This is a genomic window from Kribbella sp. VKM Ac-2566 (assembly GCF_004366005.1).
GTDB classification, from domain to species: domain Bacteria; phylum Actinomycetota; class Actinomycetes; order Propionibacteriales; family Kribbellaceae; genus Kribbella; species Kribbella pratensis.
This window is the reverse complement of record NZ_SODT01000008.1, coordinates 1163250-1180760: the sequence shown is the minus strand read 5'-3', so window position 1 is coordinate 1180760 and position 17511 is coordinate 1163250. Positions and strand designations below refer to the sequence as shown.

At 67.4% G+C, this 17511-nt stretch carries 17 protein-coding genes and 1 tRNA gene; 9 read left to right on the top strand and 9 right to left on the bottom strand.

Annotation, left to right across the window (positions count from 1 at the left end; genetic code table 11):
- Positions 1-2: 2 nt before the first annotated feature.
- The 4 genes from frc to EV647_RS08540 all read left to right on the top strand — a co-directional run bounded on the left by frc (position 3) and on the right by EV647_RS08540 (position 5557).
- On the top strand, positions 3-1229 hold the full coding sequence (frc, locus tag EV647_RS08555; protein WP_134000727.1) for a formyl-CoA transferase: 1227 nt from the start codon (positions 3-5) through the stop codon (positions 1227-1229).
- A 15-nt stretch (positions 1230-1244) separates the two neighbouring features.
- The gene (locus EV647_RS08550; RefSeq protein WP_134000725.1) at positions 1245-3392 is read left to right on the top strand and encodes an acetate--CoA ligase family protein; all 2148 of its coding nucleotides are present in this window, start codon (positions 1245-1247) and stop codon (positions 3390-3392) included.
- Between the two features lie 144 nt (positions 3393-3536).
- Complete coding sequence (locus EV647_RS08545) at positions 3537-5036, top strand: Nramp family divalent metal transporter (RefSeq protein WP_134000723.1); 1500 nt, start codon at positions 3537-3539, stop codon at positions 5034-5036.
- A 2-nt stretch (positions 5037-5038) separates the two neighbouring features.
- Positions 5039-5557, top strand: coding sequence for a hypothetical protein (locus EV647_RS08540; RefSeq protein WP_134000721.1), 519 nt, complete (start codon positions 5039-5041; stop codon positions 5555-5557).
- A 340-nt stretch (positions 5558-5897) separates the two neighbouring features.
- On the opposite strand, the gene EV647_RS08535 is transcribed toward EV647_RS08540, so the two are convergent.
- Positions 5898-6911: a 1-aminocyclopropane-1-carboxylate deaminase/D-cysteine desulfhydrase gene (locus EV647_RS08535; protein ID WP_134000719.1), complete on the bottom strand. Its 1014-nt coding sequence runs from the start codon at positions 6909-6911 to the stop codon at positions 5898-5900.
- On the opposite strand from EV647_RS08535, the gene EV647_RS08530 reads away from it, so the two are divergent.
- Positions 6892-7731, top strand: coding sequence for a GNAT family N-acetyltransferase (locus tag EV647_RS08530; RefSeq protein WP_238177154.1), 840 nt, complete (start codon positions 6892-6894; stop codon positions 7729-7731). The genes EV647_RS08535 and EV647_RS08530 overlap by 20 nt on opposite strands.
- On the opposite strand, the gene EV647_RS08525 is transcribed toward EV647_RS08530, so the two are convergent.
- From EV647_RS08525 to EV647_RS08515, 3 genes are all read right to left on the bottom strand, one after another.
- On the bottom strand, positions 7732-8484 hold the full coding sequence (locus EV647_RS08525; protein WP_134000715.1) for a GntR family transcriptional regulator: 753 nt from the start codon (positions 8482-8484) through the stop codon (positions 7732-7734).
- Between the two features lie 100 nt (positions 8485-8584).
- Positions 8585-8764, bottom strand: coding sequence for a hypothetical protein (locus tag EV647_RS08520; RefSeq protein WP_134000713.1), 180 nt, complete (start codon positions 8762-8764; stop codon positions 8585-8587).
- Between the two features lie 110 nt (positions 8765-8874).
- The gene (locus EV647_RS08515; RefSeq protein WP_134000711.1) at positions 8875-11028 is read right to left on the bottom strand and encodes a helix-turn-helix domain-containing protein; all 2154 of its coding nucleotides are present in this window, start codon (positions 11026-11028) and stop codon (positions 8875-8877) included.
- 122 nt (positions 11029-11150) lie between these two features.
- Between EV647_RS08515 and EV647_RS08510 the strand changes: the two genes are divergently transcribed.
- Positions 11151-11582, top strand: coding sequence for an ester cyclase (locus EV647_RS08510; protein ID WP_134000709.1), 432 nt, complete (start codon positions 11151-11153; stop codon positions 11580-11582).
- 29 nt (positions 11583-11611) lie between these two features.
- On the opposite strand, the gene EV647_RS08505 is transcribed toward EV647_RS08510, so the two are convergent.
- Complete coding sequence (locus EV647_RS08505; RefSeq protein WP_134000707.1) at positions 11612-12583, bottom strand: LysR family transcriptional regulator; 972 nt, start codon at positions 12581-12583, stop codon at positions 11612-11614.
- A gap of 169 nt (positions 12584-12752) precedes the next feature.
- On the opposite strand from EV647_RS08505, the gene EV647_RS08500 reads away from it, so the two are divergent.
- Positions 12753-13520, top strand: a complete 768-nt coding sequence (locus EV647_RS08500; RefSeq protein ID WP_134000705.1) for an alpha/beta fold hydrolase — start codon at positions 12753-12755, stop codon at positions 13518-13520.
- 145 nt (positions 13521-13665) lie between these two features.
- Here the strand turns inward: EV647_RS08500 and dnaN are convergent, their stop codons facing one another.
- The 3 genes from dnaN to EV647_RS08485 form a co-directional block, all read right to left on the bottom strand.
- Positions 13666-14799, bottom strand: a complete 1134-nt coding sequence (dnaN, locus tag EV647_RS08495) for a DNA polymerase III subunit beta (RefSeq protein WP_134000703.1) — start codon at positions 14797-14799, stop codon at positions 13666-13668.
- A gap of 112 nt (positions 14800-14911) precedes the next feature.
- Positions 14912-15754 (bottom strand): S1 family peptidase, encoded by an 843-nt coding sequence (locus tag EV647_RS08490; protein WP_134000701.1) that lies wholly within the window; start codon positions 15752-15754, stop codon positions 14912-14914.
- A 70-nt stretch (positions 15755-15824) separates the two neighbouring features.
- The gene (locus EV647_RS08485) at positions 15825-16433 is read right to left on the bottom strand and encodes an AAA family ATPase (protein WP_134000699.1); all 609 of its coding nucleotides are present in this window, start codon (positions 16431-16433) and stop codon (positions 15825-15827) included.
- Positions 16434-16689: 256 nt separating this feature from the next.
- On the opposite strand from EV647_RS08485, the gene EV647_RS08480 reads away from it, so the two are divergent.
- Both EV647_RS08480 and EV647_RS08475 read left to right on the top strand, forming a co-directional pair.
- Positions 16690-16992, top strand: a complete 303-nt coding sequence (locus tag EV647_RS08480) for a hypothetical protein (protein WP_134000697.1) — start codon at positions 16690-16692, stop codon at positions 16990-16992.
- Positions 16989-17267: a hypothetical protein gene (locus tag EV647_RS08475; RefSeq protein WP_134000695.1), complete on the top strand. Its 279-nt coding sequence runs from the start codon at positions 16989-16991 to the stop codon at positions 17265-17267. Before EV647_RS08480 ends, EV647_RS08475 begins: the two co-directional genes overlap by 4 nt.
- A gap of 43 nt (positions 17268-17310) precedes the next feature.
- On the opposite strand, the gene EV647_RS08470 is transcribed toward EV647_RS08475, so the two are convergent.
- Positions 17311-17384 (bottom strand) — tRNA-Arg (locus EV647_RS08470).
- Between the last annotated feature and the right edge of the window lie 127 nt (positions 17385-17511).

The window sequence follows — 17511 nt, the reverse complement described above, 5'->3', positions numbered from 1 at the left end:
CCATGACGAAGGCCCTCGAGGGTGTCCGTGTTCTCGACATGACCCACGTGCAGTCCGGACCGTCCTGCACCCAGCTCCTCGCCTGGCTCGGCGCCGACGTGATCAAGCTCGAGGCACCGACCGGCGACATCACCCGTCAGCAGCTGCGCGACCTCCCGGACGTCGACAGCCTCTACTTCACGATGCTGAACTGCAACAAGCGCAGCATCACGCTGAACATGAAGTCCGACCGCGGCAAGGAGATCTTCGTCGACCTGGTGAAGAACTCCGACGTCCTGGTGGAGAACTTCGCCCCCGGCGCGATCGACCGGATGGGCTTCACCTGGGAGCGTCTGCAGGAGCTCAACCCCGGCCTCGTGTTCGCGTCGATCAAGGGCTTCGGCCCCGGCCGGTACGAGAACTTCAAGGCGTACGAGGTCGTCGCCCAGGCGATGGGCGGCGCGATGAGTACGACGGGGTTCGAGGACGGACCGCCCACCGCGACCGGCGCACAGATCGGTGACTCGGGCACCGGCATCCACCTGGTCGCCGGCATCCTCGCCGCGCTGCTCCAGCGGACGCACACCGGCAAGGGTCAGCGGGTGACCGTGGCCATGCAGGAAGCAGTTCTGAACCTCACCCGGGTCAAGCTGCGCGACCAGCAGCGGCTGGCGCACGGGCCGCTGCGCGAGTACCCGAACGACAACTTCAACGGCGAGGTGCCGCGGTCCGGGAACGCGTCCGGCGGCGGCCAGCCCGGCTGGGCGCTGCGCTGCGCACCCGGCGGACCGAACGACTACATCTACGTGATCGTCCAGCCGCCGGGCTGGGCGCCGATCGCCAACCTGATCGGCAAGCCCGAGCTGGCCGAGGACCCGGACTGGGCGACGCCGGCCGCGCGGCTCGACAAGCTCGACAAGATGTTCGCGCTGATCGAGCAGTGGACCGAGCAGCACACCAAGTTCGAGGTGATGGACAAGCTCAACGCCCTGAACGTGCCGTGCGGGCCGATCATGTCCACCCGTGAGCTCATCGAGGACGAGACGCTCGCCGAGCTCGGCGCGGTGGTGGAGGTCAAGCACCCGCAGCGCGGCAGCTTCAAGACGGTCGGCTGCCCGATCAAGCTGTCCGACTCCCCGGTCGAGGTCCAGACCTCACCGGGCCTCGGCGAACACAACTCCGTCATCTACGGCGCGCTCGGCATCGACACGGCCGAGCTCTCCGAACTCAAAGCCGCCGGCGTCATCTAAAGGGAGATCGTTGCAATGACCTATGACAAGGCAGCAGTCCGGACCATCCTCGACCAGGCTCTGGCGGACGGCCGCACCTCGCTGAGCGCGCCGGAGGCCAAGCTGGTCGCCGATGCGTACGGCATCCCGACGCCGGGCGAGGGGCTGGCCACGACTGCCGAGGAGGCCGCCGGCCTCGCCGCCGAGATCGGTTTCCCGGTCGTGCTGAAGATCGTCTCGCCGGACATCCTGCACAAGACCGACGCCGGCGGCGTGGTGGTCGGCGTCGACACCGAGGATGCCGTGTTGGCGGCCTACAAGCAGATTGTCGACAACGCGACAGCCTACAAACCAGATGCAGACATTGTCGGCGTCCAGGTGCAGAAGATGCTGGTCACCGGCGGTGACGTGCAGGAGGTCATCGTCGGCGCGGTCACCGACCCGACGTTCGGCAAGGTGGTCGCGTTCGGGCTCGGCGGCGTACTCGTCGAAGTGCTCAAGGACGTCACCTTCCGGCTGGCTCCGCTGAGTGACGACGACGCGCGGGCGATGGTCGACGGGATCGAGGCGCACGAGATGCTCGAGGGCGTGCGGGGCGCGCGGCCGGTCGACAAGGAGATTGTCGGCAATCTGATCAAACGGGTGTCCGACCTGGTCACGGACTTCCCGCAGTTCGCGGAGGTCGACCTGAACCCGGTGCTCGCCGGGCCGGACGGCGCGACTGCGGTCGACTTCCGGATCATCGTGGACGCCGAGGCCGGCAAGCCGGTCGAGCGGTACAGCCAGGAGGAGATCCTGACCGCGATGACCCGGATCATGAAGCCGCGCGCGGTAGCCGTGATCGGGGCGTCCAACGAGGACGGCAAGATCGGCAACTCGGTGATGAAGAACCTGGTCAACGGCGGGTACGCCGGGGACATCTACCCGATCAACCCCAAAGGCGGCGAGGTCCTCGGGCTGAAGGCGTTTCCGAACATCTTGGATGTACCGGGTGACGTCGACGTTGCGGTGTTCGCCGTACCCGCCAAGTTCGTCGGGGCTGCGCTCGAGCAGTGCGGTCAGAAGGGTGTCGCGGGCGCGATCCTGATCCCGTCCGGGTTCGCCGAGACCGGTGAGCAGGCGCTCCAGGACGAGGTCGTCGCGATCGCCCGCAGACACAACGTCCGCATTCTGGGACCGAACATCTATGGCTACTACTACCTGCCGGAGAGCCTCTGCGCGACGTTCTGCACGCCGTACGACGTCCGCGGGTCCGTCGCCCTGTCGTCACAGTCCGGAGGCATCGGGATGGCGATCCTCGGATTCAGTCGGTCCAGCCGGATGGGAGTTTCCGCGATCGTTGGGGTAGGCAACAAGGCCGACATCGACGAGGATGACCTCCTGACGTTCTTCGAGAGCGACGACAACACCAACCTGATCGCCATGCATCTTGAGGATTTGAAGGACGGCCGGGCGTTCGCCGAGACGGCGGCCCGGGTGTCGAAGAAGAAGCCGGTCGTCGTACTGAAGGCCGGGCGTACCTCCATGGGCGCGCGGGCCGCCAGTTCGCACACCGGCGCCCTGGCCGGCGACGACAAGGTGTACGACGACATCCTCCGGCAGAGCGGGGTGGTCCGGGCGCCGGGGCTGAACGAGATGCTCCAGTACGCCCGCGGTATCCCGCTGCTGCCGACACCGAAGGGCGAGAACGTCGTCATCATCACCGGCGCGGGCGGGTCCGGCGTACTGCTGTCGGATGCGTGCGTGGACGCCGGGCTGACGCTGATGGACATCCCTTCCGACCTCGACCAGGCCTTCCGGAAGTTCATCCCGCCGTTCGGTGCGGCCGGGAACCCGGTCGACATCACGGGCGGTGAGCCGCCCTCGACGTACCGGAACACGATCGCGCTCGGGCTGTCCGACGAGCGGATCCACGCGCTGATCCTGGGGTACTGGCACACGATCGTGACACCGCCGATGGTGTTCGCGAAGCTGGTCGCCGAGGTGGTCGAGGAGTTCCGGGCCAAGGGCATCGACAAGCCCGTGGTCGCCTCGCTGTCCGGTGACGTCGAGGTCGAGGAAGCCGGCCAGTACCTGTTCGACCACGGTGTGGTCGCGTACCCGTACACCACCGAGACCCCGGTCCAGGTCCTCGGTGCCAAGTACCGCTGGGCCCGCAACGCCGGGCCGCTCGGCATCAGTTGATTGGAGGAAGGAGCGCGCGGGGGAATTAGGGCCTACCGGACGCTTCCCCGCCTACTGCGCGGCACTCGGCACCTGCTCGCTACGGCGGGGAAGCGTCCGCCACGCCCATGATCCGCTAGTTGGCGTCGAACTAAGGAGTCCGCCTTGGACGTCACGAGCAAGACCTCAGAAGTTCCCGAAGAGCCGGCCGCGGCCGCCGTGACCGAGAAGGTCTGGAAAGCGGGCAGGCTCGAACCGATGCCGATCCGGAAACTTCCGGACGCACCGCCCTCCTTGCACATCCTCGGCCCGACCGTGTTCCTGGTCGCGCTCGGTGTGGGTATGGGGGAGTCGTACATGTGGCCCCGGCTCGTCCTGGTGTTCGGGCCGGACATCCGCTGGTTGTTCATGGTCGGTGTCACGCTGCAGGCGTTCGTGCTGCTGGAGATGGCGCGGTACGCGATGGCCACCGGGGAGAGCATCTTCTTCGGCGCGGCCCGGATCTTCAAACCGCTGATGTGGTTCTTCTACGCGGCGGCGATCCTGATCTACATGTGGCCGGGCCATCTGTCCGCCGGCGCGGCCGCGTTCGAGGAGATCTCCGGCATACCTTGGCAGGTCACCGCGTGCGTGGCTCTGGTGTTCGTCGGTGTGCTGTTCAGCCTGCTGTCGGTGATCTACAACTTCCTCGAGAAGCTGCTCGGTCTGCTGATCGGGTTGCTGGTCGTCGGTACGTCGGTGATCGCGGCGATCGTCGGCAACTTCGACGACCTCGGCCGGACGGTGTCCGGGATGTTCGCCTTCGGGTACTTCCCCGACCAGGCGATGACGTCGGCCTGGTTCCCGGTCGTGGTCGGTTCGATCGCGTTCGCGGGGCCGTCCGGGATGCAGCAGATGTGGTACACGCTGCAGCTGCGCGACAGCGGGGCGGGCATGGGAGCGCACATCCCGAAGATCCGCGGGCTGCGGGCCGCGAACGAGGCGGAGTCGATGCCGTCGCGCGGGTTCATGTTCGACACCGAGGACCCGGCCGAGATGGCGAAGTGGAAGGGCTGGCGCAAGTGGGTGACGTTCGACGCGCTGCTGCTCTTCTGGGGCATCACGATGCTGGTCACGATCTCGTTCACCGTGCTGGCCATGTCGGCCTCCCGGGAGAACCCGAACGTCGCCACGCTGATCGAGGGCGGTGACCGGGAGGCGGCGCTGAAGGCGATGTCGGACGCGTTCGCGTCGGCCGGCTCGCCGATCCTCGGCACCTTGTTCTTCGCCTTCATCGCACTGATCGGGCTGAACGCGACCCTGGGGCTGTTCGACTCGTTCTCCCGCGGCCAGGCGGACATGACGTACTACTTCGTGCCGGGCGCCAAACGGTTCTCGATGTCGAGGCTGTACGCCGGGTTCCTGTGGGGCGTGATCCTGTTCGGCATCCTGATCCTGCTGTTCGGTCCCGCCGACGGCCCGGCCGGGATCCTGGACACGCTCGCGTTCCTGTCCACCTTCGCGATGGGCGCGTACTGCATCGTGCTGCTGCTGACCAACAACATGCTGCTGCCGAAGAAGATCCGTCCCGGCCCGGTGCGGAACGTGATCATCGGGTTCGGAGCGGTGTTCTACCTCGGGATGCTGTTCTACTGCCTGTTCCGCTTCGGCGTGGCTGTGGGCTGACCATGACCGACGTGAAGCAGTTGGCGCAGTACTGCGTTCCGGCCGCGTCGGTGGGCGCGGCGGCGGGACTCATTGCCGGTGGACTGGCCGCGTTCGTCGGCCAGCCAGCCGGTTGGGCAGTCGTCACCGGGCTCGGTCTCGGCGTACCACTGATGCTGTTCGGGTCCGGGTACGCCGTACTGGTTGCGCTCGGCAAGGTCCCCGCAGGCGTGTTCGCGCCGGCGGCGGTCTACTGGGTGATCGCGTTCCCGCTGGCGCTCCTGGTGCACTCGGTGGTCACCGCCTGGGTGATCACCGGGTCGCCCGGCCTGCCACCGGAACCGTGGAAGTTCCTCGCCTTCCGTGCTCTGGTGAGCATGGGATTCGCGATCGGCTTCCTCTGGATGCAAGAACAAATAGGGCGCTTCTGGTGGCCCCACATCCTCGACCGCAACGTCTACGCGCGACGGGTCGTGGAGCAGTACACCCACCTGGCCACCGCCCTAGCAGCCCGCAAAGCCGCCACCGGCCGCAACCGCTAACCCGCCAGTCGCCCGCAACCACCAGGCTGCGGGCGACTGGCGGCTGAAAAGGACACCGCTTCGCGGCGGCAGTTCTGTTGCCGCCTTCGGCGGGTGCGCGTCTCGTCTTGACAGCAACTGTGACCGACGCAGGTACTGGGATGGGTTTGAAAACCATGTGTCACGGCGGGTCGCACTACCCGTCGGGCCCAGCGGAGGTTTCCGGAACATTTCTGGCGGCCGCTCCGTGACGATTTTGTTCCGCTGTGAGCCCGCATGGGCGCTCAATGAGCGGCAGGTGGCTTGGCTTCGGCAAGCAGTTCGAGGTGAACTGGCACCTGGAGTGGCTCGACCATTGAGATCAGGGTTCGGGAACTTCACCGGATCCGCTGATCAGGGCGACGATCGTCGTGCCTGCGGGGAATGCGCCGCGACGTACCAGATCGAACAGCGCGTACATCATCTTCGCCTCGTAGACCCAGTCCAGCAGCAGACCGTGCCGCTTCTCGAACTCCTCGATGAATGCGTCCAGCTCGGCTGTTCGCTTCGCGTAGCCACCGAAGTGATAGTCGCACTCGAGACGCCAGGTGCCTGACCGCGCGCCATACGCCGATGTCTGGAGCTCGACGACCTCGCCCTCGAGGAAGGCACCACCTTTCAGAACCGGAATGCCGACAACGGACTGCCGCCCGTCAAGGCCTGCGGCAACCCCGGCAAGTGTGCCGCCGGTACCGACCGCGCAGAACAGCAGATCGAACGGCTGGGTCAGCTCGGCGGCGAGTTCCGCGCACCCTCGGACTGCCTCCGCGTTACTGCCGCCTTCGGGCAGCAGATAGAACTCGCCGAACTCCCGGTGCAACTCGTTGATCACGGCATCGGACGTCTTGGCGCGGTAGGCGGTTCGGTCGAGGTAGGTCAGCTGCATGCCGCGGGCGACGGCATACGAGAGCGAGGGGTTCAACGGCAGGTGTTCCTCGCCACGAATCACGCCGATGGTGTGGAAGTTCCCGTAGCGGCCGACAGCCGCGGTCGCGCGAATGTGATTCGAGTAGGCGCCGCCGAACGTCAGTAGCGTGTCGAGACCGAGCCTTTGCGCCGCGACGACGTTGTACTTCAGCTTGCGCCACTTGTTTCCAGAGATCTCCGGATCGATGAGGTCGTCGCGCTTCAGTAGCACCCGAACTCCAGCAACGCTCAGGCGGTCATCGCGAAGCTCCGACACCGGCGACGGCAACAAAGGAGTCACCGACCGAAGATCATCCACCACTCCACGATCGCACAAGGCTGGTGGAGCGGTGACACCAAACGACCCGGTTCGCGGTGGCTGTCTGTGGACACCTCCGATCGGCCGTGTGATGGTGGCGGTGATGACCATGAACTGGCGTCCTGCGACTGCCAAGGACGCGGTGTTTCTTGCTGAGTTGGCGAGCGTGGTTTCGGGTCGCGACTTCAGTGCCGACCAGGCGTCGGTGTTCCTTCGGAACTGGGATGTCGAGATCGCCGAGCACGATGCTGCCGCGGTGGCCGTACATCTGCCGACGGAAGGCCGTGGCAAGGGTTACGGCGCATGGTGGGTGAGCGGAGGTTCGGACCGGCTCACTGAGATCGCAAGCCGCTTGGTGCAATTGGCAAGCGCGACGCCCGGGCTGAGCACTCTGCAAGTCGCTCGGCCCGCCGACGAAGCCGTCGGTGATCCGCGCTTCGAACTTGCCTACCCGCTATGGACGATGGTCCACGACGGCACCACCTGGCCGCGGCCGCGAACAGAACTGCCGGCGCCCCTCCGCCATGCCCAATGGTCGGATGTGGTCCCGAGGGAGTTCCAGTCCGCCTACGAGCAGGCCTATCGCGACCAACGGGTCGTCGAGCCACGCGATGTCTCTACCTGGCAACGTTCCGCAGACGTCAGCGCACTGGCCGTATCTCCTGACGGTCGAGTGGCCGGATTCGTGCTCGGCTTCATCGAGGATCACGGTGCTGTCGAGCTCGGTCCGATCGGCACGGTCCCGTCGTGGCGTCGCCGCGGTGTGTCCTCTGCACTGCTGGCGTCCGTGCTGAAGCGCTGCCGCGAGCTGCGGCTAGGTCCGGTGACCCTCACGGTCGACGGCGACAGCCCGACAGGAGCTCAGGACATCTATCTGCGGCACGGGTTTCGGATCACCGAGAGCCTTGTCGCCTACCAGGTGCGGCTGTAGTCAGCTGGACCGGCGACGTCGGCGGGGGGCGTCAGGCTCGGGGGTTTCCGCCGGGGCGGTGGCTGCCTGGAGGTCGTGGTAGGCCTTGCGGGTGTGTTCGGTGTGTTCCCGCATGATCTGGGCGGCTTTGTCCTCGTCGCCTTCGCTGATCGCCTTGACCAGGCGGTTGTGTTCGCGCCAGGAGGCTGCGCCGCGGACGGGGGCGACGGGAGTGTAGTACCAGCGGACGCGGCGGTCGACCTGGGCGGCGAAGTCGACCAGGAAACGGTTGCCGGACATCTGCGTGATCAGGGTGTGGAGTTCGCCGTTCGTCCGCACCGTGCCGTCGATGTCGCCGGCTTCCTGGTACGTCGTGCCGACCTTGCACAGCTCGCGCAACTTGGCGACGTCGTCCTTCGACGCGTGCCGGGCCGCGAGCCGAGCGGACTCCGACTCCAGCGCCGCACGGGCCGCCAGCAACTGGTCGACCTCGTCCTCGGCGGGCACGTGCACCATCGCACCGAACCCGGGCCGCAGATCGACCCAGCCTTCGTTGTTCAGCCGCTGCAGCGCCTCGCGCACCGGCTGCCGCGAGACGCCCAGGATCCCGGCGAGCTCGACCTCGACCAGGTGCCTGCCGCGCTCGAGCGTGCCGTCGATGATCATCTCGGTGAGGGCCTCGTACACCGACTCCCGCAACGGCGTCGGCCGCTTGACGTGCCGCACACCGGCCGGTTCCGCACCCGCCCCTGGCCCCGCACTGATCGTCGTCATGAGGTCCCTTCCGGTCCTACAGCGATGGCACTTGGTAGACAGTCTACCAAGTGCCATGCCTTGACATATACCTCCGGCGCCGGTCGCCCGGTACGCCGGGTCAGGCCGCGGACTCGTCCGCGTTCCGGCGGCCGTCGTCGTGTGCGCCACGGGCCTCTCGGGCGGTCAGCTCGGCGAGCTCGGCATCGAGATCGACCGGCCTGTTCAGCTCCTGCAGCTCCGGGGCATCCGGGAACTGCGGCCGCGCCGCCAGAGCACCGAACCTACGGGTGAAAATCATCTCCAACATCTCCTTCTGAATTCTGGCTTCTGTATACATTCAACCAGCCGTACTCACCGGTTATGCCCCCGTCCCCTGTGATCCGGGTTACGTACGGCGTGATCCCCGTCTCATGCTCCGCGGAAGCGACGGGCCAGGAGAGCGTCGAAGGGGTGGAGTTGTACGCCGAGGCGGGCGCGGAGGCAGGCGGCGTCGTGGGCGAGTTCTGCCGTCCGCTCGGCGTCACCGCGGACCGCGGCGACCCAGCTGAGTCCTTCCAGACTTTCGGCCGCTCCCCACTCGGTTCCGGTGCCGTTCTGGACGAGTTCCGCCGCGAAGAGCTGCTCGGCGCGTTCCAGTTGGCCGTTGAGGAGGGCTGCGGCGGCAAGGTGGCGGTTGGCCCGCCTCAGGTACGTCTCGTCGCCCATTTCCGCGTACTGGCGCGCCGCGTCGACGAAGTGGTGTTCCGCTGCGGCGACGTCACCGGCGTGCAGTTCAGCCAGGCCGAGATTCAGCGCGGAAGTCGCGATCAGCCAAGGCTCGTCGGTCCCGCGCAGCGTCTCCTGTGCTGTGCGGAACGACGACCGCGCGGCGTCGGTTGCTCCCACTGCCATCTCCGTCATGCCACGAAGCGTCAGTGCGTTCCGTCGATGTACTGCGTCACGCGTGCGCTCGGCGACTCGCAGCAACTCCTCGACATAGATCGCTGTCTGCTCGACGTGGCCCTGGTGGAATGCCAGCCAGCCGGCGCCCCAAAGAGCCTTCGCCCGGTACTGCGGTTCACTGCCGTCGTCGGCGTCGAGCGCCTCGGTCACCCAGCGGTGGCCCTCTGGCATTCCACCTCGCCACAACCAGAACATCCACAGCGAGCCGGCCAGGGCAAGTGCGCGTGGTGGGTCAGTGGCGAGCAGCCGGCGATGAGCGCTGCGCACGTTGGACAGGTCGGCATCGAGGCGTAGGTGGGCGGCGCTCTGGCCCGTCGTACGCAGCAACGGCTCGAGGTCCTGGACCAACCTGAGGAAGTAGTCCGCGTGCCGGGCCTGCAGCATGGTGGTCTCGGCATGTACGGCGGCCTCGTGCGCGGCGTACTCACGGACCACATCCAGCATCTGGTACCGCGTCCCGCAGATCTCATGAGGTGACGCGGTCACCAGGTTGTGGTCGAGCAGCGTGGAGAGCAGCTCGAGCGAATCCTTCCCGCAGACGGCATCGGCAGCTTCGAGCGTCCACCCTGCGAAGACCGACAGCCGCCTCATCAGGACCTGCGCGGCCGGCTCCAGCAAGTCGTAGCTCCAGGCGACAGTTGCCTGCATCGACTCCTGACGTCGCGGCAGATCCCGCGGCCCACGCGCCAGGACGCGGCTCCCGCTCTCGAGTTGTCGCGCGAGATCGGTCAAGGACAGGTGGCGTGTCCGGGCCGCGGCCAGCTCGATGGCCAGCGGTACGCCGTCCAGCCGCCGGCAGACGTCCGCGACCAGCGATGCGTCGACGGCCACGTGACGGTTGGCGGCGTGCGCGCGATCGACGAACAACTCCTCCGCGGCCGCCATCGTCGACGCGTCGGCCGCAAGCAGCAGTGGTCCAAGTGCGAACTCGCGTTCACCGTTCAGCCGCAGCCGTGCCCGGGTCGTCACCAGCAGAGTCAGTCCGGGACAGCGGGACAGGAGATCGGACAGTCCCGGCGCTGCGGGCAGCAGATGCTCGAACGTGTCCAGGACCAACAGGTAGCGCCGTACGCCGATCGCTCGGGCCAAGCCGCCGAGCACGTCCGCGGCGATCGCGGTCGCGCCGACGGATCTGGCGATCTCGTGCAGCACCAGCGTGTGGTCCCCGAGTTGGCCGAGTTGCACCCAGTGGACCTCGGACAGCCTCGATGCGCGCGCTCGTGTTGCTTCCAGCGCGAGGCGCGTCTTACCGACGCCACCAGGCCCGGTGACAGTGATCAGTAGTGGGGGATCGCCGGCCAGCAGCTCGCCCAACTCCGCGAGCTCCCGCTGCCGCCCGAACAACGCCGTACGCGGCGCGGGAAGGTCACGGCCGGTGTCCGTCGGTGAGACGACGGGTGAAAGCCCGCGAGCGACCCGCTCGAAAGCGCTGCGGTCGGCCGCCTCCAGTCCCAGCGCGGTCGCGAGCTGTCTGGCGGTGGCTGGATAGATCCGGCGCCGGGCTCCGCGCTCGATGTCGCTCACGGCCCGCACGCTGATACCGGCTCGCTCGGCGAGCTCCTCCTGAGTCAGTGCGGCCAGCGACCGGAAACGCCGCAGTACGGCGGCCAGATCGGCCATCGCCGCACCTCCTCCCCGCCGCGGACCGAGCCGGTCAGCAAGTCGGTGGGTCAGTCGTCATGTTCTAGCCGCCCTCCGCCGGTCACGCTGAGAACGTCCAGATCCAGTCAAGGGAGGCCACGATGTCCACCGAGAACAACAAGCTACTCGTCCGGCGGCTGTACGACGAGGTGCTCAACCAGCAGCGCGCCGACTCCGTCGCGGAGCTGGCGACGCCGGACTACGTCGAGCACGATCCGGTTCCGGGCCAGGGTGAGGGCCCAGCCGGGCTGACCGACCGCATCCGCCTGCTGACGTCGGCGTTCGCTCCGCGGTTCGAGATCGAGGACCTGGTGGCCGAGGGAGACCGGGTCGTGGTCCGCTGGACGCACACCGGCACGCACATCGGCGACTTCGCGGGTATCCCGCCGACCGGCCGTTCCTTCCAGATCGCCGGCATCGATATCTACCGGATCGAGTCCGGCCGCCTCGCCGAACACTGGCATGTCATCGACGAGCTCCGCCTGCTCCAGCAGATCGGCGTGGTTCCAACCTTCGACGCTGCTTCCGCCTGAGATCTGGGCGTGGATCACTTCTGGGTTCGTCAGGCGTCTGCGGTCAAAGACTTGCTCGCTATGTCGAGATAGCCCGAGCCCATCAGGTGCACGTCGAGCAGGCTGTCCAGGGACTTGTGGACGCCGGCTTGCCGGGCGACGTCGAGCAGGGCGCGGGCGAGTACGGGTTCAGGGCTCCGGGCGGCGATCACCAGGCCGACCCGCGGCCCGTGCGCCGGGCGTTTGAGCGGCACGACGCGCATCCCGTCCGGTACGCCGAACATGTGCAGCCACGCGTGCGAGATCACCGTCGACCAGTGGTTGCCGTGCAGGTGACTGTAGAGACCGGAGACCGTGTCGCTCTCGATCGACGGTGTCGCGATCGCGCCGTCGTCGGTGAAGTACCCGTTCATGATCCGGCGGTTGCGCATCTCGGGGGAGAGCAGGCAGAGCGGCAGTTCGGCGACCTGCGCCCATGTCGCCACCGGCAGGTCGGCGAGTTCGGTGTCCTTCGGGGTGAGCAGCAGGTACCGCTCCTCGTACAGCGGCGTCTTGCGCACCTGGCCGAGCGTGTCGTCGTCGAGGTACGTCATCGCGACGTCCAGCTCGAACTCGGCCAGCTTCTGCGTGATGTCCCGCGACGACAGCGACTCGAGCGTGACGCGCGTGTTCGGGTGGCGCTCGCAGAACGGTGTCGTCAGCAGCGAGACAACCGGCATCGCGGTCGGGATCGCGCCGAGCCGGAGCGTTCCGTTCAGGCCGCCGCGCATCATCGACAACTCGTGCCGGAGCGCGTCCTGTTCGGCGAGGATCCGCTGCGCCCAGAGCAGCACCCGCTCGCCCTCGGGAGTCAGGCCCTCGAAGCGTCGGCCGCGGCGCACGATCGGTACGTCGAGCTCCTGCTCGAGCTTGCGGATCGCGGCGGACAGCGACGGCTGGGAGACGTAGCAGGTATCTGCCGCCCGGGCGAAGTGCTTCTCGCGGGCGAGGGCGACGAGGTACTCCAGTTGCCGGAGCAGCATCAAAGAGTCCGGATCGGTGTGCAGTCTCCTGTATACATAATCCAACTGTAGTGATGCTTCTGGCGAGCGGGAAGGTTTCGCGGTCGTGTGAGGTGGATCACACTGTGTCTGTCTGGTGACCCCTCGCTCGACGGTTGGGCAGAGACCTGTTCGGCAAAAGGAGTTTGTGATGGAGAAGATTGTCTCGAAGGACGGCACCGAGCTCGCGTACGACATCTACGGCAGTGGCCCCGTACTCGTGCTCGTCGCCGGAGGGTTCACCGACCGCTCGCGGTACTTTGAGGACGCCACAGCGCTCTCCGCGACGTTCACCGTCGTGAACTACGACCGGCGGGGCCGTGGTGATTCCGGCGACACGTTGCCGTACGCGGTGGAGCGTGAGTGGGAGGACCTCGACGCCGTGCGCACGGCGACCGGCGCGCGGTTCGCGTGCGCGTACTCGTCCGGGTCGATGGTGTTGCTGCAGGCCGGCCTGCCGTTCGAGAAGCAGGCGATCATGGAGCCGCCGTTCCGGGTCGATGGCGCACCGCCTGCTCCTGAGCGGTACCTCGAGCGGCTCCAGGAGTTCGTCGCCGCCGGGAACCCGGGTGGAGCGGCCGAACTGTTCATGGTCGAGGCAGTCGGCCAGCCGAAAGAGGTGGTCGACCAGATTCGGCAGACGCCGATGTGGGCCGGGTTGGAGGCCATCGCGCACACGCTGGTGTACGACGCGCTGCAGCTGGGGGACAGCTCCGTACCGGTGGAGCTGCTGGCGTCGGTCGACGTACCGACGCTGGGGCTGTACAGCAATGCCAGTCCGGAGTGGCTGCGGAGGTCCGTGCAGGAGGCCGTTGCTGCGTTGCCGCAGGGCACGGTGCAAGGACATGACGGGACGTTCCACACGCTGCCGTCGGCGACGCTGGCTCGGGTGCTGTCGGACTACTTCCTCACTGCGTGAACCACTCGACCGGGTCCTCTTCGACCGGGGAAGGCCCCGGTCGAAGAGGCGCGTGAGACGTGGCGCCAGCGGCCGCTCCACGCCGTAACGGGTGCCTCCGCTGGGTCTGTGTTTTCTGGTTGGAGCTGTAGATCGCGGGTTGGCATCAGGTTGGTAGGCGCATGGGCATCAGGATGTAGGCGGAGTCGGAGGTCGGCGCGTCGTCGGGGGAGTGCAGGCCGGTCAGGTTGGCTGGTTTGGTGGGTTGGGTGAAGGCGAAGTGCGCGATCGGGGCGCCCAGCGACGTCAGGCCGTCGAGCAGGTAGCCGGCGTTGAAGCCGGCCACGACCGGTTCGCCGGTGAGCGTGACCTCGACGGACTCCGAGGCCTGCGCCTCTTCGCCGTTGCCCGCGTCGAGCGTCGCCGTACCGTCCGCGAAGGTGACTCGCACCGGCGACGACCGCTCCGCCACCAGCGCCACCCGCTTGACGACCTCGATCAGCGCCGCCGTCTCCACCGTGATCGTGCTGGTGATCGCGCTCGCGGCCGGGATCAGGCCGCGAACCTTCGGAAACTCGCCGTCGATCAGCCGGCTCGTCGCCCGCCGCCCACCACCCTCGAACCCGATCAACCCGTCCCCAGTGCGGGTTGAACCGAGCGCAAGCGTCAGGTCGTGACCGGACATCGCCTTGGCGACGTTCAAGAGCAGTTTGGCCGGAACCAGCACGTTCGCCTCGACGCCGGCATCGGCCGGCTCCCAGGGGAACGTCCGGAGCGCCAGCCGGTACCGATCGGTGGCCAGCAGTGAAATGGCCGACCCGCGGAGCTCCAGCCGGATCCCGGTGAAGACCGGGAGTGTGTCGTCCCGGCCGGCCGCGCTCACCACCTGAGCGACCGCGTGCGCGAAGACGTCTCCGTCGACAACGCCACTCACCGCGGGCATCTCCGGTAGCGCCGGATACTCGTCGAGTGGCAGGGTGTGAAGGACGAATCGGGCGGACCCACTGCTCACCTGGACCCGAGCCGCCTCACTGCTCAGATCCACCGAGTCCCGGGGCATGCTCCGGCAGATGTCCGACAGCAACCGCCCGGACACCAGCACCCGCCCCTCGTCGGCCACCTCGGCCGGCACGCTGACCTGCCCCGAGCTCTCGTAGTCGAATCCGGACAACGTCACCTGCCCGTCCGCGGCCTCGACCACCATCCCGGCCAGAATCGGCACGCTCGGCCTGCTCGGCAGCCCACGCGCAACCCATCCGACCGCCTCGGCCAGCACCTCACGCCCGACTCGAACCTTCATCCCAGCTCCTCCCCATCGACAGGCCCAACTCAATCAGCTGCCTCCGACAGTTTCCGAAACGCGAACGATCCGGCCGCACACCAGGCGCGGCCGGATCGTCGACGAGCGAAGGTCAGTAGACAGTCACACCGTACGCCGACGCGGCTTCGGTGACGGGCTGGAAGAACGTCGTACCTCCGCTGCGGCAGTCGCCGCTGCCGCCGGAGGTGATGCCGATCGCCTTCGAGCCGTCGTACAGCGGACCGCCGGAGTCGCCAGGCTCGGCGCACACGTTGGTCTGGATCAGGCCGCCGACTTTGCCGGCGCCGGAGTACCGCACGGTGACGTTGAGGGCTGTCACCTTCCCGCTGTGGATGCCGGTCGTCGAGCCCTTGCGGGTGACGCTCTCACCGACGAACGCGTTCGCCGCCGTGAAGCCGCCCGGGTGGCTCAGCGAGGTGTTCGTGTACTGCACCAGCGCGTAGTCGTTGCCAGGGAAGCTGTAGCCGGCTGTCGGGCCGATCAGCGTGCTGTGGCTCGAGTTGGTGTACCAGGTCTTGGCGACCTTGCCGCAGTGGCCGGCTGTCAGGAAGTAGTAGCTGCCGCCCTTCTGCACGTTGAATCCGAGCGAGCAGCGGTACTGCCCGCCGTAGATCGCGTCGCCGGCTGACAGGAGCGGCCTGAAGACACCGCTCGTGCGGTTGACCTGAACGCCGTCGCGCTGCAGCGAGGCAAGGTCTTTGGCGGACACGGTGCTGTCGGCTGTGACGACAACCTTGCCCGCAGCCGCGTCGGTGTACCAAGCGACCCCTCGTACGGCGGACTGCTCGACAGCAGACTGCGCCGCGGCCAGTTGCGCAGCCGGCGACGGAGCCTTCGCCTCCGCCGGTACGGCGTACAGGGATGCTGCGACCGCACCGACGACGGCTAGGAGTTGGGCGGTGCGGCGCACGCGTGACGTACGTTCGATCCTCACGGGTTCCTCCTGAGGCATCACGGGACCGAGTGGGCGGGGTCCCTCGACACCAACATGTTCCCGCGTGAGGTCAGCGGCAACCAGACCTCGCGTAGTGGTCACCGAACGCGATCTGCTCCACCTGATCGGCTTCGCGCCGTGACAGGACCACCGCCGACAGTGCCCCCGGCACCACGCTGCCCGGGTCGCTCGCTGCCCTCGCGACCACGTCCGGCCACCGTCTGCAGTGGGTCTGCATGCTGGTCGACCGCACGACCCGTCCGCGGGCCCACTGGCCGGAGCGAGCTACGTCTCCCGGTACGTCGAGGAGGATGAGGTGCAGCGGAAGGCCTGCTTGGCGGGCACGCCAGCCGATGAGGTGTCGTGCCCAGGGACGGGTTGCGCAGTCGTGGATCACCAGCGGCCCGCGGCCGGGGCGCATCGCGTTCAAGAGGGTCACGTAGTACACCAGGTGCACGAGTGGTCGCCAGACGGCGTAGGGGATTGCGCCGAGGACAGGCATCCAGCGCTCCCGGATGTGGGCGGAGTCGAGCACTCGCACCGTGCTGTGGCCGGCGAACACTCGACGCAGGAACGTGCTCTTTCCTGCGCCGGGTATGCCGGCCAGCACTACGACAGCGTCAACGGCGTACCTCAGCTCCCGTCCCCGTACTACTCCTTCGATGACTCCTGCATGCATCAGGTGCGTCCTTCCCACGCGTACCGGTAAGACGAACGGCACGCGTGGATCGCCCCGAGAACGAACTGAGAAGTCGCTAGGAACTCCCTGAGATTCACGGTCCCGCAAACGTCCGGGCCCGGAACTTGAGTGGGAGATGCGAATCGTCGGCCGAGGGGTTGCGTGGGTTCGGAGGCGGTCAGAGACTGGCAGAAAGGGCCCCTCCGCCCCAGGGCTGTCGCCTTCGGTGAACCCGGCCGAAACTCCGAGGTGCCTGATGACCGAACCCCCGCCTACCCCCACTCCCTGTCCGATCCTGCACCTGGATCTAGGACCCCTCGATCTGAACCTACTGGGGCTCCACGTCCACCTGAACGAGGTGGTGCTCGACATCGAAGCCATCCCCGGCCCCGGCAACCTGCTGGGCAACTTGCTCTGCGCCATCGCCGGATTGCTGGACGGCATCGATCTCAGCGGGGTGCTGGGCAACCTGCTGCAGAATCTGATCGACGCCCTGATCCGGCTGCTCGAAGGCCTCGGCGCCGGCGGTGCGGCACGCCCGGCCGTCCCACCCACGTGAACGGTCCGCTAGACGACTCCGCTCAACAGATCGAGCGGGCGACCGCCGACCTCGAGGACCTGCGGCGACTGCTGGTGCGGGCGGGTGAAGGAGAGATCGATCCCGCCGAACTGCGGTCGGCGCTCGAGGCGTACTGGAGCGGCAACCGTCCCGTTCTGGTCGCGATGGCCGCATGGTTGGGCGAGCAACTGCGGGTACAGACCCTGCAAGCGCTGTACCAATGGCGGGCCGAGCTGACCCGATCCGTGTCGCCACGCCGTGATCCGCCCCGGTGACCATGTCGTGGGCTCCCGGCTCGTGACCTGGGAATTTGCGCAGCGCCCCCGGCAGGACTCGAACCTGCGACCAACGGATTAGAAGTCCGACGCTCTATCCAGCTGAGCTACGGGGGCGTATGGCACGGAAGAGTCTCTCAGATCTCCGGGTGATCGCGCCTCTGGGTTCCCGATCGTGGGGGTTCCGGGCGCGGCGAAGTACAGGGCTGTCGTTCCATCCCGGTAACGCTGAGTGGGTGGTCCT